The 24,337-nt window shown below is 37.5% G+C and carries 20 protein-coding genes and 1 pseudogene; 7 read left to right on the plus strand and 14 right to left on the minus strand.

The genetic code is table 11. The features are described 5' to 3' along the window. Positions 1 to 156 precede the first annotated feature (156 nt). The 6 genes from KHA94_RS23310 to KHA94_RS23335 all read left to right on the plus strand — a co-directional run bounded on the left by KHA94_RS23310 (position 157) and on the right by KHA94_RS23335 (position 7,841). Positions 157 to 1,242, plus strand: coding sequence for an ABC transporter ATP-binding protein (locus tag KHA94_RS23310; protein ID WP_213104487.1), 1,086 nt, complete (start codon positions 157 to 159; stop codon positions 1,240 to 1,242). A gap of 12 nt (positions 1,243 to 1,254) precedes the next feature. Next, entirely contained in the window at positions 1,255 to 2,142 is an 888-nt protein-coding gene (locus KHA94_RS23315) for a carbohydrate ABC transporter permease (RefSeq protein ID WP_213104488.1), read from the plus strand. 14 nt (positions 2,143 to 2,156) lie between these two features. Continuing rightward, positions 2,157 to 2,981, plus strand: a complete 825-nt coding sequence (locus KHA94_RS23320) for a carbohydrate ABC transporter permease (RefSeq protein ID WP_338030865.1) — start codon at positions 2,157 to 2,159, stop codon at positions 2,979 to 2,981. Positions 2,982 to 3,138: 157 nt separating this feature from the next. Then, a complete protein-coding gene (locus tag KHA94_RS23325) occupies positions 3,139 to 4,467 on the plus strand; it encodes an ABC transporter substrate-binding protein (RefSeq protein WP_213104489.1) in 1,329 nt (442 codons plus the stop codon). Between the two features lie 122 nt (positions 4,468 to 4,589). Beyond that, the gene (locus tag KHA94_RS23330; protein WP_213104490.1) at positions 4,590 to 5,966 is read left to right on the plus strand and encodes an MBL fold metallo-hydrolase; all 1,377 of its coding nucleotides are present in this window, start codon (positions 4,590 to 4,592) and stop codon (positions 5,964 to 5,966) included. Between the two features lie 315 nt (positions 5,967 to 6,281). Beyond that, positions 6,282 to 7,841: a Vga family ABC-F type ribosomal protection protein gene (locus KHA94_RS23335; RefSeq protein ID WP_213104491.1), complete on the plus strand. Its 1,560-nt coding sequence runs from the start codon at positions 6,282 to 6,284 to the stop codon at positions 7,839 to 7,841. Between the two features lie 258 nt (positions 7,842 to 8,099). Here the strand turns inward: KHA94_RS23335 and KHA94_RS23340 are convergent, their stop codons facing one another. From KHA94_RS23340 to KHA94_RS23405, 14 genes and pseudogenes are all read right to left on the minus strand, one after another. Next, entirely contained in the window at positions 8,100 to 8,666 is a 567-nt protein-coding gene (locus tag KHA94_RS23340; RefSeq protein WP_213104492.1) for an NADPH-dependent FMN reductase, read from the minus strand. A 342-nt stretch (positions 8,667 to 9,008) separates the two neighbouring features. Continuing rightward, a complete protein-coding gene (locus KHA94_RS23345; RefSeq protein ID WP_213104493.1) occupies positions 9,009 to 9,449 on the minus strand; it encodes a GNAT family N-acetyltransferase in 441 nt (146 codons plus the stop codon). Between the two features lie 46 nt (positions 9,450 to 9,495). Beyond that, positions 9,496 to 9,942 carry an SgcJ/EcaC family oxidoreductase gene (locus tag KHA94_RS23350; RefSeq protein WP_213104494.1) on the minus strand — a complete coding sequence of 149 codons (447 nt, stop codon included), beginning with the start codon at positions 9,940 to 9,942 and terminating at the stop codon, positions 9,496 to 9,498. A gap of 24 nt (positions 9,943 to 9,966) precedes the next feature. Further along, a complete protein-coding gene (locus KHA94_RS23355; protein ID WP_213104495.1) occupies positions 9,967 to 10,311 on the minus strand; it encodes a YrdB family protein in 345 nt (114 codons plus the stop codon). Then, on the minus strand, positions 10,292 to 10,891 hold the full coding sequence (locus tag KHA94_RS23360) for a TetR/AcrR family transcriptional regulator (protein ID WP_213104496.1): 600 nt from the start codon (positions 10,889 to 10,891) through the stop codon (positions 10,292 to 10,294). Before KHA94_RS23360 ends, KHA94_RS23355 begins: the two co-directional genes overlap by 20 nt. A 92-nt stretch (positions 10,892 to 10,983) precedes the next feature. Next, positions 10,984 to 11,155, minus strand: a pseudogene (locus KHA94_RS23365) (MBL fold metallo-hydrolase); the annotation flags it as partial. A 313-nt stretch (positions 11,156 to 11,468) separates the two neighbouring features. Continuing rightward, positions 11,469 to 12,740: a TRAP transporter large permease gene (locus KHA94_RS23370; RefSeq protein ID WP_213104497.1), complete on the minus strand. Its 1,272-nt coding sequence runs from the start codon at positions 12,738 to 12,740 to the stop codon at positions 11,469 to 11,471. Next, positions 12,721 to 13,218, minus strand: coding sequence for a TRAP transporter small permease (locus KHA94_RS23375; RefSeq protein WP_338030866.1), 498 nt, complete (start codon positions 13,216 to 13,218; stop codon positions 12,721 to 12,723). The genes KHA94_RS23370 and KHA94_RS23375 overlap by 20 nt, the downstream gene beginning before the upstream one ends. Positions 13,219 to 13,308: 90 nt before the next feature. Further along, on the minus strand, positions 13,309 to 14,331 hold the full coding sequence (locus KHA94_RS23380; RefSeq protein ID WP_213104499.1) for a TRAP transporter substrate-binding protein: 1,023 nt from the start codon (positions 14,329 to 14,331) through the stop codon (positions 13,309 to 13,311). Positions 14,332 to 14,418: 87 nt separating this feature from the next. Then, a complete protein-coding gene (locus KHA94_RS23385) occupies positions 14,419 to 15,462 on the minus strand; it encodes a DctP family TRAP transporter solute-binding subunit (protein ID WP_249365712.1) in 1,044 nt (347 codons plus the stop codon). A 148-nt stretch (positions 15,463 to 15,610) separates the two neighbouring features. After that, complete coding sequence (locus KHA94_RS23390; protein ID WP_213104500.1) at positions 15,611 to 16,279, minus strand: response regulator; 669 nt, start codon at positions 16,277 to 16,279, stop codon at positions 15,611 to 15,613. After that, entirely contained in the window at positions 16,272 to 17,849 is a 1,578-nt protein-coding gene (locus KHA94_RS23395) for an ATP-binding protein (protein ID WP_249365713.1), read from the minus strand. The genes KHA94_RS23390 and KHA94_RS23395 overlap by 8 nt, the downstream gene beginning before the upstream one ends. Positions 17,850 to 18,182: 333 nt before the next feature. Beyond that, positions 18,183 to 18,839 carry an HAD family hydrolase gene (locus tag KHA94_RS23400; protein WP_213104582.1) on the minus strand — a complete coding sequence of 219 codons (657 nt, stop codon included), beginning with the start codon at positions 18,837 to 18,839 and terminating at the stop codon, positions 18,183 to 18,185. A 215-nt stretch (positions 18,840 to 19,054) separates the two neighbouring features. Further along, positions 19,055 to 19,264 carry a hypothetical protein gene (locus KHA94_RS23405; RefSeq protein ID WP_213104501.1) on the minus strand — a complete coding sequence of 70 codons (210 nt, stop codon included), beginning with the start codon at positions 19,262 to 19,264 and terminating at the stop codon, positions 19,055 to 19,057. A 1,095-nt stretch (positions 19,265 to 20,359) separates the two neighbouring features. Here KHA94_RS23405 and KHA94_RS26385 point away from each other — a divergent pair. Next, a complete protein-coding gene (locus KHA94_RS26385) occupies positions 20,360 to 24,034 on the plus strand; it encodes a S8 family serine peptidase (RefSeq protein WP_213104502.1) in 3,675 nt (1,224 codons plus the stop codon). The last annotated feature ends 303 nt before the right edge of the window (positions 24,035 to 24,337 follow it).

Genomic DNA, 24,337 nt, shown 5'->3' on the forward strand with positions numbered 1-24,337 from the left:
GCTTTTAGTCTGTGTTCATTTTACGGGCTTTTACGGGCAGTTGTCCCCCACCTATCTTCCTCGCTTCTCTCTCAATCTTGAGGTGTGGGTCTTACTGCCCGTTAATGGGGGACAAAATAAAGTTGAACAAAATGTTTAGTTCAGGAGGAAACTGTCGTGAAGGTGAAATTAAACAATCTTTCGATGAAATTTCAAGATGTTGTTGCTGTAAAGGAATTAAATCTATCAATCGACAAAGGAAAACTTGTCTCCATTCTTGGCCCAAGTGGCTGTGGTAAGAGTACAACCCTATATATGATCGCAGGTATTTATAAACCAACGGATGGCGAGTTATTTTTCAATGAAAAATTAATGAATGGACTTGAGCCAGAGCATCGGGAAATCGGGATGGTCTTCCAAAATTACGCACTTTACCCTCATATGACAGTATTACAAAATATTATGTTCCCGCTCAAAATGCAAAAGGTTCCGAAAAGAGGGGCTTTACTTCGAGCAAAGGAGATGGCTGATCTTGTTCAAATAGGCCATTTGCTTGATCGAAAGCCGAGCCAACTATCAGGCGGTCAGCAGCAGCGGACAGCCATTGCTAGAGCACTCGTTCGAAAACCAAAACTGTTGCTATTCGATGAGCCGCTCTCAAACTTAGATGCACGTCTTCGGATAGAAATGCGCGAAGAGATTCGCCGTATTCAAAAGGAGCTGGCGATTACAACAATATTTGTCACTCATGACCAAGAAGAGGCGATGAGTATCTCTGATGAAGTACTGCTGATGAATGAAGGAATCGTCCAGCAATACTCGCCGCCACAAGAAATGTATGACCAGCCCAAAAATTTATTTGTAGCTAGCTTTCTAGGCAGCCCTCCTATTAATCAATTAAAAGGAAAGATATTTGGAAAGAGGATTCATTTAATGGAAACGGAGCAATCCATCCCCATAGAAACTGAAATAGCAAATGAGGATTGCACGATTGCCATTAGGCCAGAGGCATTTTACATAGCTGAGGGTGATGATTTTTCCCTCACAGCAAAGGTTGAATTTATCGAGCAAGTCGGGCGAGACATTATGGCGATTGTGACAATTGGCCAAGCCACCTTACGTGCATTTTTAGCAAGAGAAGATCAAATCCAACAAGATGAAACAATTAAGCTAGGTATTCGCAAAACTGGCTTCCATGTTTTTTCTTCGGCAAATGAGCAAAATCTGCCTATTCGCCCTGCATGGGATGGGCACAAAAATTAAGGAGGGATTGCAATGGGTAGACCAACACTGAAGTCAACATTTACAGCATTTCTCTATTTACTCCCTGCTTTACTTATTATTACAGTGTTCACGATATATCCCATAATCAAGTCGTTATTAATCAGCTTTTACAATGATTATGATTTTTTCCAGGATATTGTCTATGAACGCGGGATAGATAGTTATATTTATCTCTGGAATGATCCTAACTTTCATCTTGCCTTAAAAAATACATTTATTTTTGTCATTGGAGTTGTACCTTGCTCCATCATTCTCTCTCTATTAATTGCTATTCTGTTAAATACAAATATTAAGCTCCGTGCTTTATTCCGGACGGTCTATTTTATCCCATTTGTAACGTCGGTAGTCGCAGTTTCCATCGTTTGGCGCTGGATTTTCCATACTGAATATGGTGTGCTTAATTATTTTCTTGGACTCTTCGGTGTTGATCCAATTGCCTGGCTGACTGATCCAAAATGGGCCATGCCCTCCCTTATCATTTTGAGTATTTGGAAAGGGCTTGGCTATAACATCATTATTTTTTTAGCAGGCTTGCAAAATATTAATGATCAGTATTATTTAGCAGCAAAAATAGATGGAGCTTCTGCGATTAAACGTTTCTTTTTTATTACCGTACCGCTCTTATCACCTACTACCTTTTTCGTTTCAGTCGTTTCCATTATTGGATCTTTTAAGGTGTTTGATGAAATTTATGCCTTATTTGGCGGACAGCCAGGACCTGCCTCTAGTGCATTAACCGTTGTCTATTACATATTTGAGAAGTTTTACGGCGAATGGAATTTTGGTGTCGCTTCTGCCGCTGCCTATTGTTTATTCATTATCATCTTTATCTTAACGTTAATCCAACTCTACATTGGCAAGCGTAAAGTGACGTATTGAAGGGAGAAAACACTGTGATTCGTGATGCGCTTTCAAAAGCAACGATCTATATTACTCTCAGTCTCGGCGGGGTACTAATGCTCCTTCCTTTCATTTGGATGCTATTAACCTCCTTTAAAGCGGGAAATGAAGTAATGATTATGCCACCAGTATGGTTTCCTGAAAAGTTCCACTTCGAAAATTACAAAGAAGCTTGGGAGATGGCGCCATTTGGACGTTATTTATTCAATAGTATTACCGTAACCGTTCTCTCAACCATTGGTGAGCTGATTACAACAATACTTGCTGCGTATGCTTTTTCAAAAATGAACTTTTGGGGACGAGATGTACTTTTTGCAATTTTGCTAGGAACGATGATGGTACCGGGAGAGGTGCTGCTTATTCCAAACTTCGTATTGTTGTCCGATCTCGGATGGATTGATCAATATGAAGCCTTAATTATTCCTTGGACTGCAAGTGTGTTCGCTATTTTTCTATTGAGACAATTTTTTCTTAGTGTTCCTAAAGATTTAAGCTATGCGGCAAAGATTGATGGCTGCAGTGACTTTCGTTTCTTATGGACAATCATGGTGCCATTAGCAAAACCAGCATTGTTTACAATCGCTCTTCTAAAAGCAATTGGATCCTGGAACGCATTTCTATGGCCTTTAATTGTCACTAGCTCGAAGGAAATGCGTACATTGCCTGTCGGTTTAACAGCCTTTAGTACAGAAGCAGGCACTGTGTATGAATTATTGATGGCCGCCTCAACTATGATTATTTTGCCAATGATTATTTTGTATATTATTTTGCAGAAGTACATCATTCAAGGAATTGCAAAAGCAGGCATCAAAGGGTGATTATACAAGCAAATATCTTTACCTTCATTGAAAGGGGTGATTTATCGCAGATTAACGGGCAGTAAGCCCCCCACTGATGAAAGATTCACTTTATCCGAAAGACTAGTTTAAAAAATAGTTTGCAAATTGAATGAATCAATATGAGGAGGGAATATCAATGAAAAAGTGGAGTTCAATACTTATTTCTATTTTATTTGTCCTATTATTAGCTGCATGTAATTCAAGCTCAAGCACAGAGGAAAAAGAAGAAAAGCAACAAGAAACGAAGGAAACTACAGGAAAAGTTCAAGAACCTGTTGAAATCGAATTTTGGCATGCTATGAGCGGAAATCTTGAAACAGCACTGACGAAAATTACCGATGATTTTAATAGCCAGAATGATTCTATTAATGTAAAGCTTGTCAACCAAGGCGGATATGGCGATTTATCGCAAAAAATTATGGCTGCAGCGAAAGCAAATACGCTGCCTACCATTTCACAAGCTTATGAGGATTGGACAACAGAATATATCCAAAACAATTTAGTTGCTGATTTAACCCCTTATATTAACGATAAAGAAAATGGCTTCACAGAAGAAGAATTAAATGATATTGTCGATGTTTTCCGTGATGCCAATATGTGGGACGGAAAATACTACTCCATGCCATTTAACAAAAGTACGAGAATCCTATTTTATAATAAAGGTTTATTAGAGGAGGCAAATGTTGAACCTCCAACAACATGGGATGAATTAGAAGCAGCTGCGAAAAAACTTACAGGTTCAAAGGACGGAAAGAATATTGTCGGCATGGGCTTTGAAAATGGAGTCGGTCATGAATTACCCGCATGGGTGAAACAAGCAGGCGGGGAATTCATTGATGAAAAAGAAGGAAAGGTATTGTTCAATTCTCCAGAAGGAATTGAAGCTCTTTCTTTTATCAATTCAATGATTCAAGATGGTACGGCCCGCTTAGCTGGTGAGGATGGCTACATGTCAGGCCCATTTACACGTGGCGATGTCGCGATGTATATCGGATCTAGCGCAGGGATTTCCTATGTGGCAAAGGATGCCGAGGGCAATATCGAATGGTCTGCAGCCCCAATTCCAAAAGGAAAAGAAGCTGCCAATGCCTTTATGGGAACGAACATTAATATTTTCCAAAGCGCAACAGACGAGCAAAAAACAGCTGCATGGGAATATATTAAATTTCTAATTAATACAGAAAATACTACCTACTGGGCAAAGGAAACAGGATATCTGCCTGTAAGATATTCCGCTCTTGAGAGCGAAGACTGGAAAAAATATATTGAGGAAGTCCCTGTCTACGGTGTTGGCCAGCAGCAATTAGACAGTGGCTTCTTTGATCCGCGTATGGTCGGTGCATACGGCATAAAGAATGCGATAAATAAAGAAGTAGAGCTTGTTTTGTTAGGGCAAAAGACAGTTGAACAAGGACTGGCTGATGCAGAAAAAGCAGCACAGGCCGAACTTGATAAGGTGAAGTAAGAAAAGAGTAAGCACTTTGGAACAAAAAAGTGATGCATTGTCTTTATAAATAATATAAAGGGAAGCCTTTTCCAATGGTTTCCCTTTTTCATTCAGCAGAGTCATATGAAAGGAAGAAAACAATGGATAATCAAACAAGGATAACCTTTTGGAGCGGCTTACGAACAATTGGCGGAACTATTATTTCTGTTGAACATCAGGGAGATCGTGTTATTTTCGACTTTGGTGAGATTTTTAAGCCACAAGGACATATATTGGATGGGAAGGTTCGGATGAGAAAGTCTCGGGAAACTTCTGATCTATTGGAGCTTGGCTTTCTCCCAGAGATCGATGAGATTTATGAAGCGAAAAGTCTTAACAACTATCCGGTTATTCCTGAAGAAATGTCAGAAAAAAATACCGCGATTTTTATCTCACACCTCCATTTAGATCATGTTGGCGGATTAAAATACATTTCGCCAAATATTCCAGTCTATATGACGGAAGAGAGCAAAAAGCTATATTCAAGCTTATATGAATTAGAAGAAGAAGAAAACGGTAGAAAACCAGAGTTTATTATTGGTATAAAGCCATTTCATGAAATCACAATTGGCGCGTCCATCCATGTGAAGCTGATCCCTGTCGATCATGATGTTCCGGGTGCAGCCGGAATGATCATTACAACACCAAATGGAAAAATTGCTTATACAGGAGATCTTCGTTTTCACGGTGCTCAGTCGGAGAAGTCTCATCTTTTTGTAAAAGAAGTAAAACAGTCAGCACCGCGATTGTTAATTACGGAAGGTACATCACTTCAAGAGGATTCAGAGCCCATTCCCACTTTAGATTCAACGATAGAAATTAATCAGGAGGCCGATCTTCAGCTTAAAATAAATAGCTATCTAACGAAAACAAATGGATGTGCTTTTTTCAACCTTTATCACCGTGATATTTCTCGGATTCAAATAATGATAAGAGCAGCTATTGCCACTGGAAGAACAGCAGTTCTTGAACCGGAAACAGCTTACTTAGCAAGTAAGCATTTATGTGAACGAGATTTCCTCACTCTTTTGCCAGAGGATTTAGAGAGCAAGAAAGAAGAGTGGGAAAATCGCTTGAATTCTATTTCTTGGATTAGTAAACATGAGCTTACTCAAAACAGCCATCTATATTTTATTCAAAATAGTTATTCAAGAATTCTTGAGCTGCTTGATTTTAAAGGAAAAAAAGGGATATATATTCACTCTAATGGCGTTCCTCTTGGCTCCTTCGATCCAAACTATACTAAAATGGAACGATTCATTGAAAAGCTTTCATTCGAAAAAATCTTAATTTCCTGCTCTGGCCATGCAACAGCCAATCATCTCCAATGGCTTGTAAATGAAATCGATCCACCGTATCTTGTACCGCTGCACAGCTTTTTCCCTGAAAAGCTTAAGGGGCATACCGGAACTCGATATTTACCAGATATCGGAAGTGTTTATGAGTTAGATAAAAATGGGAAATTACATATTAAATGACTCAACTATATCCATTGACAGATATTGTCACATCATTTATTCTGATAGTAATAAAAATACGGAAGGGTGACCCAATTACATGAAGTTCTAATCCTATTTTTCGAAGACAATGGATTGAAGGCAATTTTGTTAAGCAGCTTATATTTCTGCTTGCTTTGAGATGCCCTCAATCGACGTTTTCAGAATAGGATTGGCTGATTGTAGTTGGACATAAAGGGAGTAGTCTCTTTTTGTTGTGCACCTATGCCTCCTATTCTGAATGTAGAATAGGAGGCTTTTTTGTCTCCATATTAAAACGAGAACGGGGATGATCGTATGTTATTATTGGAAGCTAATCATTTAGAGCTCTATATAAAAGATCGATTGTTAGTGAATATAGAAAAATTACAAATCCATAAAAATGACCGAATAGGCTTAGTCGGAAGAAATGGCAGCGGCAAAACTACTTTGTTGGAAGTACTTGCTGGCAAGAAATCTCCTGATATTGGCTCAGTCATCACTTATAGCACATGCGAGCTTTTGCCACAGCTAAAAAAGACCGACACAGTAAAGAGCGGTGGCGAGGTAACACAGGAATACATTAACGAAGCGTTTGCAAACAACCCGGGTATTTTGCTAGCAGACGAACCAACAACACATCTCGATACCGAGCACATCGAATGGCTTGAAAAGAAACTGGCAAAATGGCAAGGAGCATTTGTCCTCGTCTCACATGACCGAGCATTTTTAGATGCTCTATGTACCACGATTTGGGAAGTCAATGAAGGGCAAGTAAAAGAGTACAAGGGAAACTACTCGGAGTATGCGGAACAAAAGGAACTAGAACACCGTCAACATGAGCTGGCTTATGAAAAGTATGAGAAAAAGAAAAAGCAGCTGGAAGAAGCATTACTATTAAAAGAGAAAAAAGCGGAAAGAGCAACGAAAACACCGAAAAAGGTCAGCTCTTTAGAAGCGACTAAAACCAAGCCCTACTTTGCCAAAAAACAAAAGAAGCTGCAAAAGACAGCAAAGGCCATTGAAACGCGATTAGAAAAGCTCGAAAAAGTAGATAAACTGAAAGAAACACCTGCCATTCAAATGAACTTGCCAAATGAAGAAACCATTAGAGGGAAGATCATTCTTCGTGCAGAGGATGTACAGGGCGCCATCGGGAACCGCACCCTATGGAACACCGCAAGCTTTAACATTCAAGGAGGAGATAAACTCGCCATTATTGGTCCAAACGGCAGCGGCAAAACAACGCTACTTAAAAAAATTTTGGATCAAAAAGAGGGCATCTTCATTTCCCCTTCAATGAAAATAGGCTATTTTAGTCAAAATATTGATATTCTAAATACGAAAAAAACAATATTAGAAAACGTTGGCTCCACTTCAAAGCAAACGGAAACCTTCATTCGCACTGTCCTGTCAAGGCTGCACTTTTTCAGGGAGGACGTCTATAAACTTGTAGGTGTATTAAGCGGTGGAGAGCGGGTCAAGGTTGCATTAGCTAAATTATTTGTTAGTGATTTGAACACTTTAATTTTAGACGAACCAACAAATTACCTTGATATAGAAGCGGTTGAAGCATTGGAATCCCTTTTGCAAGCATATCCAGGAACCATCATCTTTGTTTCCCATGACAGGCGATTTATCAAAAACATTTCTACCCGTATTTTAGAAATTAAAAATTCAGAAATTCACCTTTTTGAAGGAACGTATGATGAATATAAACATTATGTTCCGCAGGAAAAACGGAATGTTCGAGAAGATGAAAGGCTCATTTTAGAGACTAAAATAACAGAAGTGCTAAGCCGCCTTAGTATCGAGCCATCTGAGGAGCTGGAAAGGGAGTTTCAGAAGCTTTTAGCAGAAAAGAGGAAAATGAAGTAGAGGATTAAAAAGCTGTTTTGGTACAGTGACCGATATATTGTAATTCTGACCGATATAAGTGAGAAAGTGGCCGATATATCGTAATTCTGACCGATATAAGTGAGAAAGTGGCTGATATATCGTGCTATCGAAACCTTTTAGTCAAAAAAGGATCAAGGAAGTCCCTAACGCTTGATGCGTCTGACTTCACTTGATCCTTTACCTTATCGCAGATTAACGGGCAGTAAGCCCCCCACTGATGGAAGTTTCACTTTATTCTTAAACTAATTCTAGTTGCTTCGTTTTGTTATAGAATTCAACAAAGTTTTTAACAACTGAGTCCAAGAATGCAACTGTACCTTGGTCCGTTAATTCACCAGTGTCATTGATTTTCTCATGAACAGAACCGATGTATACTTCATTACCCGGAAGTAAGGAAGGTGATAAACCTGGGTTTGATAGAATTTCTCTTAAGTGAATTTGGGCACGTACACTTCCCAATACACCCACAGATGAACCGATGATGAATGCAGGTTTTCCTTTGATTACGAAATCTCCTCCGCGAGATAACCAATCAATTGCATTTTTCAAGGAACCAGGAATGGAGAAGTTATATTCAGGGACAGCAAATAATACTGCATCTGAATCCTTTATATCTTCTTTAAATTTCTTCGCATTTTCCGGAGGATTATTCTCTATATCAATTGAATACATTTCAACATCATTGATACGAACTGGAGTAATATCTAATTGATCAGCATAGCGATTCTTCATAAATTCAACTAGTTTTAAGTTGAATGATGCTGAGCTCGTGCTGCCAATAATTGCTTTTACTTTAATTGCCATAGTAATTGTTATTCTCCTTTTTCTTAGATGATTTTTACACTCTCATATCATACTACAGGCAAAATTTAATCTCAAATTAAACATTCTCGAATTCAAGATTCTCTGCTTTTTACTAAATTTATATCTGTTGCATTTCAAAATTGCAAATTCAAGATTAACTCTTTTTCGTGACCGGTTTGCTGCTTTTTTCATCTTTTCGGTCACGATTACTTCTTTTTCGTGACCGGTTTGGAGCTTTTTTCATCTTTTCGGTCAAAATCAATTACATGTTTTTAAAATACCTAAAACTTAATTGAATACGCGCTTTCGAGACTATTTCCATAAATACTCCTCAGCCGCGATTTAAAAAATAAATTCATAATAAAAAGAATTAGTATCTTTTTCCCATCCATCTGCTTCATAAAGGCGTTGCGCTGTAAAATTATCAACTGCAGTCTGTAGCAACAGCCCTTTTGCTTGTGTATCCATTGCTAATTGCTTCGCAGCCGCAAGCAGCTCTCCGCCTACTCCTAATTTTCTGCTTTCTCCATCGACAAATAAATCATTTAAAATCCAGAGTCGTTTCATAGAGACTGAAGAAAAGGAAGGATATAACTGTGTAAATCCGACATATTTTTCATTTTCCACAGCTACAAAAATAACCGAATCCTCTTTTTTAAATCGCTCGTGAATGAAACCCTTGGCCGCATGGATATTAGATGGCTGATTATAAAATACTCTATATTGATCAAATAATTTAGAAATGCCATCAAGATCATGCAGCGTCGCTTTATAAATTTCCACTCATCTCTCTCCTCACACTAAAATACTATCTTATTTTACATACCAGTTATGACAACAGCTCGCTTAACTCCTCTGTCATTTGCTCAACAAGCTCTGGTCTTCCATGAAATTGGGCTGGTGTATTTTGAAAAAGCTGAATTTGCCATTTTTCTTCGGGTTTGACAGCAACAAGCGTTTGATGCGCATTAACGCTTGGATTAATTTCTGTTTTTCCAATTGGGACCATGCCAGCGATTGCCCGCAATAGAGCAGTCCTAGAATCAAGAAAAATTACATTCTTCACCTTACAAATAAATGGGGCAGTTGGATGATTTTCAAAAATCGGCTTTAAATGCGAAAATATTTCCTCACGACTAGCAGCTAGACTTCCATCAAAACCTATCATTTCTCCATTCTCTGCAAATAGCTCCGACATTTCAGAGGCGTTACGATTATTCCATGCAGTAATAAGCTGGCGATAAAGTGTTTCTATTTCTTCATAAGCTTTATCCATTGTTCATTCTCCTTCATAAGCATATTATTGTTCCCACACATACAAAAGGATTTTGTTTATCACTACAATGATTCCATAAATCCAAGCTAATTTCACCTTTCCTTGACTTAAGAGCAAAACGACAGGAGTTAGAAAGATGAACATTTCAAGCAAGAAATGTGCAGAGCCCGAGAGCTGAATACTTGCCTTCGGAGATCCGAATAATCCCCATATTATTGCGATAACGAAAGGAATCAAGAATGCAAGAATCCACATCATTACCCTTGGACCACCTATTTTAAAACCCCAATAACCATATACAGTAAGCACACAAAGCTCCAGGATAAATCGAAGGCTTAAATTTGCTAATTTAAAGCTGGATAGAAGCATTCATCGTTCCCCTTTCACGAATGGAATGGAGACCTTTAATAAATGTGTCAATAAGAATGGTTAGACTCTTATCCGTATCAATCGGTAGCCCAAAACCACCCATTTGTTCAATAGAAGCAAATCCATGCAAAATACTTCTAAAGCCTCTAACCATATGAATGGCTTGCTCCTCTTCAAGCTCATACACTTTCAGAACTTGAATTGTAAGCTGGACAACGGACTGCTGTACCTTCTGTAAATCTTCATCCTCAGCATTAGGGAATCTTGTTGTGGCATGATAAAGCCCAGGGTGACTTCTTACAAATTGAATATATGCCTCACCAAGAGCCCTAATGGCGTCATCACCTGAACGTCCTACGGCAGCCTGTAGCATGGCCTCGTAGAGCTTTTCTGTTCCATGGATGGCTAGCTTTTGCTTTAATTCATTTAATCCGTTCACATGGTTGTATAAAGAAGGCGGACGAACTTGTAATTCTTCAGCCAACATGCCAAGGGTAAGCTGTTCTAATCCATGATTGTCGATTAGATGTGTCGCTTTAAGCAATATAGTAGATAAATCTATTTTCATCCTACGAGACAACTCTTGCTCACCTCCTGCCTTCTTGTTCTAATGGTACCTCAGCTTGATTAATGGTTTGTTTCATGATGAAAATGGACTTTCAATCATTTTCCCATGGGCTTTCCAATTTTTCTTGCGGCATCGAAAATGCCCTTTTGCGCTATAAGGTAAGGCCGCATCAATAAGGGTAAGCCCATTCTCCTCTTCTACTAAATAACAATTCACCGGAAACAATCGTGGCATAAAAGCTAATTGAAAAACAGTATGAACCTTCGTTACCTTCATAATTTATTATGTCCTCCCACCAAAACTAATCATATTATCATTTTAACTAATGTGATTAGTTTCTGACAACTCATTTTTGAAAATTAGTAACTGATATTCTCGAAATACCCTCTAAATATTAGAAAAAATTAGCATTCGCCAAGTCCTTTTTGGCGAATGCCTTAGTTTTTATTATGCGATCTTATTAGCAGATATTTAATTGAACTCACTCTTTACTTTAGCACGTTAATAGACTTAAACTTTCCTTTTAGCTAAAAAAAACGGCAAAATATCGTCGCCGTTTTTGTTTTTACCTTTAATAATCAAGAGTAGGTTATTGCATTTTCTCAGGAAGCCAAAGTGAAAGCTGAGGAAAGATGACAACGATGATGAGCACGAATATCATTAATGCGATAAAAGGAATAACACCACTTACTACTTTTCCAAGCTTTTCTTTCGCAATGCCGCTTACAACAAATAGATTGAGTCCTACTGGAGGAGTGATCATCCCTAATTCCATGTTAATAGTCATAATAATGGCAAAGTGAATTAAGTTGATATCAAAATGAATCAGCATTGGAAGCAATATCGGTAATGTAATAAGGATGATTGAAACAGCCTCCAAAAACATTCCCATGATAAAGAATAATATATTAACAATAATGATAAATACCCATTTATTTAAGTTACTTTCTGCTATCCATGCGCCTATTTCCTGTGGTATTTGTGCATTCGTCAGATACAAACCGAACAAGCTCGCCGCCCCAATTATTAAGAAAATCATAGCTGTTATATTAATGGATTCAACAATAATCGGCCGAACATCTTTCCAGTGAAGTTCACGGTATATAAATGCAGATACAATAATTCCATAAAAAACGGCGATAACTGCAGATTCTGTTGGTGTAACAACTCCACTATAAATACTGCCAAGAATAAGCACAGGTAGAAATGCTCCCCAGATGGCCTTCAGTGAACTTCTTCTCCTCTCTTCCCAGGTTGCTTTCACACCTTTTCCATACCCTTTTCTCTTAGCATAAAATATGGCTGACGAGACGAGAACTCCTCCTAACAGCAGACCAGGAATTACACCAGCCATAAAGAGCTTTCCAATTGATTCTTCTGCTGTAATTCCATAAATAATTAAAGGAATGCTAGGAGGAATAAGAATCCCTAAGGTACCACCAGCAGCAACAAGCCCCATAGAATATTTCTTATCATAACCTGCGTTAACCATTGCCGGAATCATAATCGAACCAATTGCTGCAGCTGTGGCTGGGCTTGAGCCAGAAATTGCCGCAAAAATCATACAAGCAAGAATGGTAACGACTGATAAGCCTCCGGGTAAATGTCCTACCCATGTTTTCAATGCTTCGATTAAGTATTTAGATATCCCCCCGCGAGCTAGCAGTACACCCGCAAGCACAAAACCTGGAATCGCCATCATTGGATACGAATCGAGGGCTGTGAACACTCTTTGCGGAACCATGGTCATATTAAAATCGCTTAGCATCAGTACAACTATCGTCGACATCGCGAGACTGATGGCAATCGGTACTCTTAAAATCATTAAAACTAAGAAAATACTAAGTAATAGGATTATCATAGTTCACTTCCTTTCCACGCAACAAATGAACAAGACGTTCAACAAAACGGATTAATAATAACATTCCGGATATAGGTAAAATTAAATAGACAATCCACATTGGAATTCCAACATCTAGGGATACCATCCCTGAATGATATCTGCTCTCAACGAGAACATAACCGTAATATGTAAAAACAATACAGAATAAAATGCTTACGGATGTCGCAAAAATATCAACCATTCGTTTAGCCCGTTTAGATAATTTATCGTATACAATATCAACCTGAATATGCTGGTTGTGCCGCAAAGCAACTGCGAACCCTAAAAAGGTCCCCCAAATGATGAAGTATCTAACAACCTCTTCAACCCACGCCTTTGGTTCGTTAAAAATGTAGCGCATGATTACCCCATAAAAGATGAGCGTAATGCCTGCGAAAAAAAATGTCCCCGCTGAAACTTCCTCAAATAAACTCCAAGCTTTCTTTAATTTCTTCACTAAAGCACACCTTCTTCCGCCTATAATCAGCAAAGTGATAGTAAAATGCATGGGTGTCGATCAAGATAGTAGATCGACACCCATGCTTCTTTACTTTAGATTGCGAATGCCATCGATAAGCTCGGTTGTAATTACTTCACTGAACTCATCATATACAGGTTGTAAAGCTTCTTCTAAAGCTGCACGTTCTCCATCAGTCAAAGACAGTACTTCAACCTTACCAGAGTTTTTAATATTCTCTAAGCTCGCAGCATTTTCTTCTGCTGCAAGTTTCCATTCAAGCTCAGTAGCCTCCTTCAATGCTTCTTCTACTTGTGCACGAATATCGTCAGGCATTTTTTCCCAGAAGGATTTATTTACAAAAACGGCATAATCTAAACGTCCGTGTTCACTTAATGTCATATATTTTTGGACTTCTTGATACTTTTGTGTGTCAATATTATTGTATGTATTTTCTTGTCCGTCTACCGTTCCTTGTTGCAATGCAGCGTATGTTTCACCAAATGAAATCGTTGCACTTCCAGCATCAAGTGCTTTAAATTGTGCTTCTAAAACCTTTCCTGCCTGTGCACGAAATTTAAGACCTGCAAAATCTTCAGGCTCTTGTAATGGATGCTTATTATTTGTAAAATGCTTAAATCCATTTTCCCAGAAAGCTAAGCCCATAATATCGTTGCTCGCTAATTTATCACTATTTAATAAAGTCTTCGCTATATCACTTTCAAAAAATTTACGTGTATGCTCTTGGTCATTAAATAAGAAAGGCATGTCAACATACTGCCAGCGTGGATCTAATTTAACCATTTTTGTTACAGAAGGAGCAATCATATGAACATTCCCGGAAACAAGTGCATCTAATTCATCATTATCTCCATACAACTGGGAGGAAGGATAAACTTCTACCTTGGCTTTTCCACCTGTCTTTTCCTCTACTAGTTCGGCAAAGCGATTGGCTGCCTTGCCCTTAACACTATCAATTGATGTTACATGTGAAAATTTAATTACAATTGGGTCACTTTCTGATACTGTTTTTTGTCCACCTGAGCCACCCGAACATGCTGCAGTAACTAGTACAAGTAGACTAACGAGAGCTACCATTAATAATTTTTTCATTCCTTTTCCCCTTCACTTTTTTATTGTCAGTCTCTATAGCAAAAAGTTCTTAACTTTATTACTAAAGCTTTTAACTAAAGAAATAGCCTATTTTTTACGATACTTTGGAAGTGATTCAATATACTTGGTTCCAAACTGCGCTATATAATAGTCATATACGGGTTTAAACTCCTTTTCCCAAGCTTGCCTCTCTTCTGGTGAAAGGTGATAAATATCAATGCATTGACAAGCTTCCAATTCCTCCAATTTTTCGGCATTTAAATTACGTGCAGTTTCTCTCTCCCATTCGCTTACTTCCTTTAACGTATCCGTGATAAGTACCTGAACATGTTCAGGTAGGTCCTCCCAAAACTGTTTATTCATTAATAGCACATACCCTAAATAGCCATGATTACTTATAGTTAAATAGTTTTGTAGTAAATATAGATTTTTACTCGTTATATTGGACAGTGTATTTTCCTGACCGTCAATTTCCCCTCTTTCTAAGTAATGAAAGAGAATATTGAAATCAATCTCCTGTGGGATCGCTCCCAGACTAGAAAATTGCTTATAAATAATATCACTTGGCATGATTCTCATTTTTAAATGTTGAAGATTTTCGGGATGATAGATTGGATAGTCACGATTGCTTATTTGTTTAAACCCGTTATCCCAGACTCCTAGCATATGAAGTCCTTGGCTATCAAATTTAGAGATAAGAACCTGCCCAGCTGGACTGGCCAAATAATCATGGACCTCTTCATAACGATCGAAAGCGAAAGGAAGATCTATGACCGACCATTCTGGAATAAGTGATGTCACTTTCGACGTCGCTGGGGCAATCATTTGAACATCTCCCTGTAAAAGCGCTTCCATTTCTTCGCCGTCTTTATATAAAAAACCATTTGGAAATACCTGCACCTCTACAAGTCCATTACTCCTTTCCTTCACAAGCTGAGCGAACTTTCGGGCTGCCAAACCTTTTGGAGTATCCTCCCCCACTACATGGGAGAAGCGAATAACAATTCGTTCATCTTCACTTAACTGTTCAAAGTCTATTGGATAAGCAGTAGATTGACAGCCAAAAAGTACTAATAAAAGTACTGCTCCAATTAATAAAGCACGCCATTTGAAATTGTTAATTAGGGACAATTGCTTCCTCCAAGCTACTCAATAATCTGATCATTATAATATTACACACTATTTAAACTAATGTAATATTAAGAAAATATTGGACATTTTGGTTTTTATGGTCTCTGAGATTCCATGTTTTTAGATAAAAAAACATTCCTTAATGATGTTATTTCAATGAATAATATTTTGTTGGTCTGCCTACATTACCATATTGCATTTCAATATCAACCTTTTCATTAATAGCTAGAAAGTCTAAATATTTTCTTACCGTCACTCTTGCCATTCCCAGGTTTTGTCCTAACTGTTCAGCTGTAACAGGTATTGTCTCTCCTCCTAACCCGAGAAGAATTTGTTTCATCGTTAATTCATTTAATCCTTTTGGCAGTTCCACTTCATTTTCAGAACTCCCCAGCCATTCATCAATATCTTCTTGTTTTAACAAATTTAGACCAGTAATCTTTTTTGCCATTTTGTAATAGTCTTGAAGAGATTTTTGAAATCTTTCAAAACGAAAAGGCTTTACCATATAATCAACCGCACCTAACCGCATCACCTCACGTATTGTGATTGCATCCCGTGCGGCTGTAATCATGATAATGTCACAAGGAATTCTTTCAGTTCTAAGCTCAACTAATATCTCCATACCTGAAATATCCGGCAAAAACATGTCTAATAACACAAGATTTGGCTTTAGTATTTTTATTTCTGCCACAGCATCTTTGCCATTCGTTGCCGTTCCAATAAGATTGAAGCCAGTCATCTTCTCTAGAAATCCCTTATTTACTTCTAAAACCATAGGATCGTCCTCAACAATATATACTGAAATCTTAGTCATCTTTTTCTTCCATCCCCACTTTTACAGTAATAATCGTTCCAGAATCAATTTGTGACCTTACGAAAATTCTACCTTTGTTGGAATCTACAATCTGTTTAACTAAAGCTAATCCGATCCCTCTTCCTTCCTTCTGCTTCGTACTGAACCCATATTCAAAGATTCTCTCTGCTTCGTCTGGCAATCCAATTCCATTGTCCTGAACTTCAATAAATAGAAATGTCGTATTACTCTGCAGATATAGGGTTATAGTCTTTTCTTCTAAATTTAAACAAGCTTCCATTGCATTATCTAATAGATTTCCTAAAATCGTTACCATATCACCACTTGAAAGTCCATTCATGATCTCTAATAAAAAGGATTCTTGATCTATAATTAGTGAGACACCAAGTTCTTTTGCACGAGATCTTTTCCCAAGCAAAAGCCCAAGAACTGAATAATCAGAAATATTATCTTTCAAATACTGAACCACATTCTGTTCATCAGAAATTTCATCAACAATCATGTTTAAAGCATCTTCTGTCCGTTCTAACTGAATTAATCCGGCAATACTGTGTAATTTATTCATATATTCATGGTTTTGAGCACGCAATGCTTCAACAAGGGTTTTTATACCAGTTAGCTCTTCTGCAAGAAAATGAGCTTCTTTTCTATCAGTCATCATAATTAAGGAACCGACTGGACGGTCTTTAACCTTAATTGGATAAATCCTTACTAAATACATAACGCCATGGCAAAGTAAAGGACGGTAAATTACTTCATTACTTTTTTGAGATTCCTTAGCCAGCCAAGTATCAGGAAACAGTTCCCTTAGCATGATTGAATGACCATAAAAGTTCGTGTACTGCTTCGCTAAACGATTCATAAAGATAATCCTTGCCTGCTCATCTGTCGCTAGGATACCTAAATCCATCGCCTGCATCATACTTGAGCGTTCTTCAACTAAACGGGCAATTTCATAAGGCTCAAGATTTAAGGTTTGTTTCTTTAGATGATTGGCTATAAAAATTGAACCAATAAGACCAATAAATAATCCCCAAAACAAAGATAAAAGCATGTCATTACGATATTCGACAATTAAACTTTGAATAGTTGGAGACAAAATACCGACCGTCACAACGCCAACCTGCTTCACTCCTTCATCATTCATAATTGGTACAAATGCTCGAATAGCAAACCCTAACACCCCTTGTGCTTTGGATATGTATTCGTGCTCAGATAATGCAGCCCGCTCATCTCCTCCTTCAAAAGGCGTCCCTAGCTTACTTTCAGAAGGATGGGAATACCGAATTCTCTCCATATCAAAAATGACGATATAGTCGACATCCGTTGCTAATCGAACTCTCTCTGCAATTGGTTGAATGATTTCTGATCCCCCCTCCTTGCCCACATAACTTTTAATTTCAGGTAATTGTGCTACTGTTCTTGCAATCGCAATTGCCCGTGCCCCAAGCTCCTTCTCAAAAGCTGTAGATATATTTAAAATCATCATCCATCCACTTGTAACAACGGAGAAAACAACTAGAATAAAAGAAAAGATAAACATTTTCATACGCAAAGAAATTCTTTTCATTATCCATTCCTCACATCTATTCTACGAAATTATCCTAAACTACCTATATTTCGGAAAAATACCTCCTTTTGATACAAATTTTAGCATTTAAGGGATATCAATCCTATCAAATTATTATTATATTGTTGTTTCCCAGGAAATATGTCGAAAGTTTTACTTAGTCGGATAAAAAACTTTTGGGTCCGCATATTCCTTTTTGACACAGAAAAAAACGGCAAGATAGCCTTGCCGTTTATATCTAGCTAAAAATTAAGATATATTTTCCTTTTTTAAAACAACATTACATTATCGTTTTGGAGCTTTTCATAAGTATGCCTCTGTCTTTTTTTTTTCTCATTTATTACTAATAGGAAAACCTAATTTTATAGATTCAGTGAATTCAGCAACACATGTGAAAACGGAATTAGGTTCCACAGTAAAATTCGATGTTTGATATTCAGGCAGCCATTGAACTCCTACTGTATAAACATTCGCTTGAACCCCTGCAAGTATATCAGCATCACTATCTCCGATGAAAATGGCTTCATTTCGTTCCACACCTAAAAGAGACAAAGCTTTTATTACACCTTCTGGATGTGGTTTAGGATTAATAACGTCATCACCAGTTATCACAGCATCAAAGAAACTTTCCATTTGAAGAGCTTTTAAAGAAATATCCAAACTCCTTTTTGCTTTTCCAGTGACAATCCCTAATTTAATACCTTGATCCTTTAAATACCTTAATAAATCATCAACTTCTTTATTTGGATCAACTAATTGATCATGATATTGTAAATACCTCTCATAATACAATTCAATTGCTTGCTCCTTATTTGGATTACTAAGATTTTCTCTGATAATGCCAGTTTCTGAAGGTCCAAACATTGCCCTTATTTGATCCGCGGATAGATCTTTTTTATCAAAATCCATGAAGACATTCTGAAAAGCAAAATAACATATTGGCAGTGTATTCGCTAAAGTTCCATCAAAGTCAAAAATAATTGCCTTAATGACACACACATCCTTTTATTTTCTATTATAATTCCACTTCAAAATGGTTCTTCTATTTAAATACTCTCTTAGACCACCATTCTCCTTCTCTTCTTCAACTCATTTATTATATTTAGAATGATTAAGTAAAATGCGTAAGCAAATGACATCCAGACAGTAAAGGCTATTATTTGTGATTCACTCAATTGGGGAAAGATATAGTGGTGGTTAGATTTTCATTTGATCTCCTCCTGAGTCGGTTGCCTGGTTAATGATTTAACTAGTTGTTCAAGTCCATCATAAACCTTTTCAACAGGGAAATCCTTGATTAATAGTGCCTGTATTGCTAATCCATCAATCATTGCATTAAATAATACTCCCCAAGTTTCAAAAGAAATTCCTTTTATCGGTGATTGAGTCCACATTCTTTTTAAATGATTGAACAATGCATTATTTTCCTTCTCTAAAATCTCCCCAAGCTGTTCCCGTATTTTTTCATTATTAAATCCTGATACCATCAGAGTGAAAAAACGAATGATTATCTCAACGGCTTTTCTAACAGGGATTATTTTTAAAAACAGGATAAATCATACAAGATGAAAAACACAACTAACCGGTCATAAAAAGGAGTTAATCGTGACCGTAATGATGAAATAAGCACTTAACCGGTCACGAAAAAGTGTTAATCGTGATCGTAAAGATGAAATAAGCACCTAACCGGTCACGAATAGGAGTTAATCGTGACCGTAATGATGAAATAAGCACTTAACCGGTCACGAATAGGAGTTAATCGTGACCGTAATGATGAAATAAGCACTTAACTGGTCACGAATAGGAGTTAATCGTGACCGTAATGATGAAATAAGCACTTAACTGGTCACGAATAGGAGTTAATCGTGACCGTAAAGATGAAATAAGCACCTAACTGGTCACGAAAATGTGTTAATCGTGACCGAATAGATGCACAAAGCAACTTACCGGTCTTGAATAGGAGTAAGTGAAGGAGTAAAAAATTTTGTTGCAGTAGTACAATCTCTTTCTAATTAAGGGGAAATTTCCAGATAAAATGAATGATTTTATCAGATAACTGCTTTTATAGCACTTACTTGGTTAAAGCCATTTCATTTATGCAGATTTAACCTTAAATGACATAAATAGCTTCTATGAAAATATGATAATTGAAGAAGTTTTTATAGCTTCGTATTCAATCTAGTCCGTTTTGTCGAACAAAGGCAAAATAGTTAATTTAAGAATCGGAAAAAACACCATTGCTTCAGATTGGAATAAAAACTGAAGATGGTGTTTTTTTATGTTTACGATACTAAATACCTATTTTAACAATTCTTCACACAGAACAAAATAACCATATTCGTACGTTATATAGAAAAAATTTGGATTCTACGACATTTTTCCCGACATTTCACCAAACAGACTATGCTATTATAAGTTTCGAACTATTCAGATAAGTTCGATCATTTTTTGGAAGGAGGATAGAAAGCTAGTTATAGCTTAAAAAAAATAAAAGGCAAAGGGGAATTGTTTTGAAGCAGAAAAGGTTTTTAAAACTATTTAGTAGTTTACTAGTCTTTACCCTCATTATTTCTCTATTAAACCCTATTTTTGCATCTGCTGAAGAAAAGAATGCTAAAAAGTCTGTTAATGTAGACGAAAGCATTTTGGAGATGAGAGGAGTTATTGCTGATCAAGAGGCACTGCGAAAACAAGAGCCGACTCTTCACCCACTATTAGAAAACATTAGTGACAGCGAAGAAATATCAGTAATTGTTCAATTATCAGAACCATCTGTTGCACTTGAAATTGGGAAAAATAAGACTCAAGGTAAAAATAGCATTTCTGAATCTAAAAAAGATCAAATTAGAAATAAAGTTAAGGCGCAGCATAGAAAATTTGAACAGCAATTAGGAGAATTCAAGATTAATTATAAAAAAGGTTTTGAATATAGCGAAGCTTTCAATGGAATGTCACTTAAATTAAGAGGGGATAAAGTAAAAGCCCTCCTTAATCTTAAAGGCGTTCTTACAATAGAACCCGATTTAGAAGTCCACGCTCTCGGAGATGCTGATCAAGATGATCAAGTAGGGATTATGATGACGGACAGCGCTCCTCATCTGCAAGTTCCAGAGCTTTGGAATATGGGAATCGAAGGGCAAAATGTAAAAGTAGCCGTTCTTGATACAGGTATCGATTATCATCATCCAGAGTTTGAAGGTGTTTATAAAGGCGGCTATAACTTCGTTAAACATAATCCAAATGACTATGTAGGCACACGCGCAGATAATGATCCTTACGAAACTTCACCTTCAGAACGACCATCAAACAAACCTGAATTTAATCAGGATGGACGAGCTTTCTACACATCTCATGGAACTCATGTAGCTGGTACGATTGCTGCTCAAGGTAAGAATGCATATGGTATTAAAGGGCTTGCTCCAAAGGTTGAACTATATGCTTATCGAGTACTTGGTGCATACGGAAGCGGTTCTACTTCTGGAATCATTGCGGCAATAGATAAGTCTGTTGTAGAAGACATGGATATCATTAACTTATCTTTAGGAGGAAGCCAAAACAGCCAGACTGCTTCTGATGCAATCGCAATCAATAATGCCACACTTGCTGGTGTAACAGCTGTCATTGCGACAGGTAATAGCGGTCCGAATAGGGGAACGATCGGAAACCCCGCCACATCTGCTCTTGCAATTTCGGTTGGAAACTCAACACTTCCTGAGAAAACAATGCAAGCAAAAGTATCAACAGAAGCTGGTGCTTACAAGGCTGATTCCAACATTAATTTAATGGGTTGGACATACGGTGAAGATCCACAATCTACATTATCTGGAACATATGACGTCGTTGCAATTCCAGGTGTTGGTAGAGAATCTGATTTTGTTGGCATTGATGTGAAAGGGAAAGTGGCTTTAATTTCACGTGGTGAAATTGCATTCGTTGATAAAATTGCAGCTGCTAAAAAAGCAGGTGCGATTGCTACTATCATTCATAATAACGTAGATGGTGCAGGACCCGCTAATGTTTACTTAAGTACTTCTTTCGAATTTATTCCTTCGTTTGATATGGCAACTGGAGAAGGTAAGGCATTTAGACAAGCATTAGCAAGCTCACCAGGTAAAGTTACGTTTAGCAACTATACGAATGGCTCAACAGAAGGCGACGCAATAAATAATTCCAGTTCTCGCGGACCAGCCAATCCAGTTTTTGATATCAAGCCAGATGTAGTTGCGCCAGGAACAAATATTATGTCCTCAGTGCCAGCATACGGAAAAGAAAACCCGGATGCAGACTATTCAAAATCTTATGACCGTTCATCTGGTACAAGCATGGCTACACCTCATGTAGCTGGAATTGCAGCATTGTTAAAATCAAAGAACCCTGATTGGACACCAGCTGATATTAAAGTTGCAATCTCAAATACTGCAAAATTACTGGACACTGGAAGCTTTGATGTGTTTGCACAAGGTCCAGGGCTTGTACAGCCATTAAAAGCCGTTCAAGCAGAAGCTTTAGCATACTCCTTAGACACAACTGTATCGAACAATGCAACAATTGATAATATTAAAGGAACTGTTACTTTTGGTAAAGTACCACCTAATCCTAACCAAGCGACAACAGTAACAAAACAAATCAAAGTTAAAAATCTTACAAGTGGATCTAGTAACTATGAAGCTTCTGTTGAAGTGACAAAATTACCATCTGGCCCATTGTCTGAGGCACAAGTTTCACTTGATCAAGAATCCTTCACCTTATCTGGTGAACAAGTGCTAAACGTTACCCTTCATGTACCAGCAACTGCAACTGTTTCAGGTGCAGAAATTCAAGGTTACATTCATATTACAAATGGTACTACAAACTTAATTCTGCCATTTGCTGCTGATTTTTCACCTAATATTCTTTCTGGAATAAAGCATTATTCCGTAGATCATAATGCTATCTCTCCAAATAGAGATGGTAAACTTGATTCCACTACTGTTAGATATGAATTCCATAATGAACATAGCACCACGCAAATTGCATTATGGGATGCATCGAATCAAGACGGCGGTTATTATGGGGATGGCACAGTAGGATACATCTTAGGTGTAAATAGAACAACGGTAGGACCAAAGAGCGTTACTTTTGACGGCTCCTATACAGAATGGGGAACTTTTATTAAAAAGCAAGCACCTGAAGGAGTATACACACTCGATCTCGCTGCACTTAATCCATTAGGAGGCATTAGCTCTGATTGGGCAGGCCCTATTTATGTGAAAACATCTGCTCCTAAAATCAATATAACTCCAGTTAATGGAGAGTTAGAAGGATCAACTTACGAAGTAACAGGTTCCATTAAGGATAAATTTATTGATTTCAAATTGCTCGTTGAAAGTGTATTTGGAGACGACTATGACGTAAACGATCATTTAACAGTCAACTATGAACTAAAAGATAAAACTGGTAATGTTGTTGACACGAAACCAGTTACATTAAATCAAGATGGTTCATTCGCGTTCTCATTAACTGGACTAACTGCTGGCGAAAATACGTTGAAACTAAATGTAAACGACATCGCTCAAAACGCTGCTGAACAAACAGTTACTCTTAAAGTGAAGGACGGTACTTCAACCGAACCACCAATCGACCCTACGATTATTGTTGTGACAGAAGAGGATATCGCAGACCAAGTGAATGATCCTAATACAACGGAAGTCGTCATTACACTTCCTGCAATTACTGCTTCTGCCGAAATCGTTCAAGCAGAAATGTCAAATGCTATTTTGACAACCTTAGAGCAGTCTAAGAAATCCGTTGTCTTCCAAACAGGGGATGTAAAAGCGAAAGTTCCGACAGAAGTTATGAGCCAATTAACACAATCCGCTCCAGATAAGACTCGCTTTAGCATAAACCTAATGAAAGGTGAGGCCGTGCCAGTAGGTAAAGATGCTACTATCGTTACTGATATGTACGGATTTAGCTTTGTAACTGAAACAAAAGGAGCATCTACTGTTGTAAATCAAGTAAATGCTGCTGTAGAAATTCAGTTGCCTGTAATAAAAACTATTGTCAATGATAAAAAATTGATGGTGCTTTCCATGAAGAAAGATTCAAAACAGCCTCAAATGATTGCTGCTCAACACGTAAATGGAGCCGTAGTATTTAGTACGAGCCAATTAGCAACTTTTGTTGGAGCTGAAATGAAAAAGTAATCGCAAGATTTAACTATGCAGGTAATGTATGTGACTTCGTTGAACCTATTTTACCTTCATAATATTTTTCTGAATGATTTCTTGAAGGATGAAAGACAGAGCCTTATTCATTTAAGCTCTGTCTTTTTTTTTCGTTTGAGGAAACTTTTAACCTATATACCCAAACGATCATTAATGTCGGCTTTTCTATGTAATCAACTAGCATTCGAGTGATGACAGGCATGAATGAACCTAAAAAATTTAGTTTACTTCAAAAGCATTTTGCCTTTTTTTGAATTCAGCTTTTTTTTGTTGCACTCCTAT

Origin of the sequence: Cytobacillus citreus, assembly GCF_018343665.1 — a bacterium.
In the GTDB taxonomy this organism is placed as follows: domain Bacteria; phylum Bacillota; class Bacilli; order Bacillales; family Cytobacillaceae; genus Cytobacillus; species Cytobacillus citreus.

What these genes read in the sequence shown, in the direction of transcription:
- KHA94_RS23330 (WP_213104490.1), top strand. Translation starts at nt 4,590, where the DNA reads ATGGATAATCAAACAAGGATAACCTTTTGGAGCGGCTTACGAACAATT.
- KHA94_RS23315 (WP_213104488.1), top strand. Translation starts at nt 1,255, where the DNA reads ATGGGTAGACCAACACTGAAGTCAACATTTACAGCATTTCTCTATTTA.
- KHA94_RS23335 (WP_213104491.1), top strand. Translation starts at nt 6,282, where the DNA reads ATGTTATTATTGGAAGCTAATCATTTAGAGCTCTATATAAAAGATCGA.
- KHA94_RS23340 (WP_213104492.1), bottom strand. Translation starts at nt 8,666, where the DNA reads ATGGCAATTAAAGTAAAAGCAATTATTGGCAGCACGAGCTCAGCATCA.
- KHA94_RS23355 (WP_213104495.1), bottom strand. Translation starts at nt 10,311, where the DNA reads ATGCTTCTATCCAGCTTTAAATTAGCAAATTTAAGCCTTCGATTTATC.
- KHA94_RS23325 (WP_213104489.1), top strand. Translation starts at nt 3,139, where the DNA reads ATGAAAAAGTGGAGTTCAATACTTATTTCTATTTTATTTGTCCTATTA.
- KHA94_RS23390 (WP_213104500.1), bottom strand. Translation starts at nt 16,279, where the DNA reads ATGACTAAGATTTCAGTATATATTGTTGAGGACGATCCTATGGTTTTA.
- KHA94_RS23380 (WP_213104499.1), bottom strand. Translation starts at nt 14,331, where the DNA reads ATGAAAAAATTATTAATGGTAGCTCTCGTTAGTCTACTTGTACTAGTT.
- KHA94_RS23395 (WP_249365713.1), bottom strand. Translation starts at nt 17,849, where the DNA reads ATGAAAAGAATTTCTTTGCGTATGAAAATGTTTATCTTTTCTTTTATT.
- KHA94_RS23350 (WP_213104494.1), bottom strand. Translation starts at nt 9,942, where the DNA reads ATGGATAAAGCTTATGAAGAAATAGAAACACTTTATCGCCAGCTTATT.
- KHA94_RS23370 (WP_213104497.1), bottom strand. Translation starts at nt 12,740, where the DNA reads ATGATAATCCTATTACTTAGTATTTTCTTAGTTTTAATGATTTTAAGA.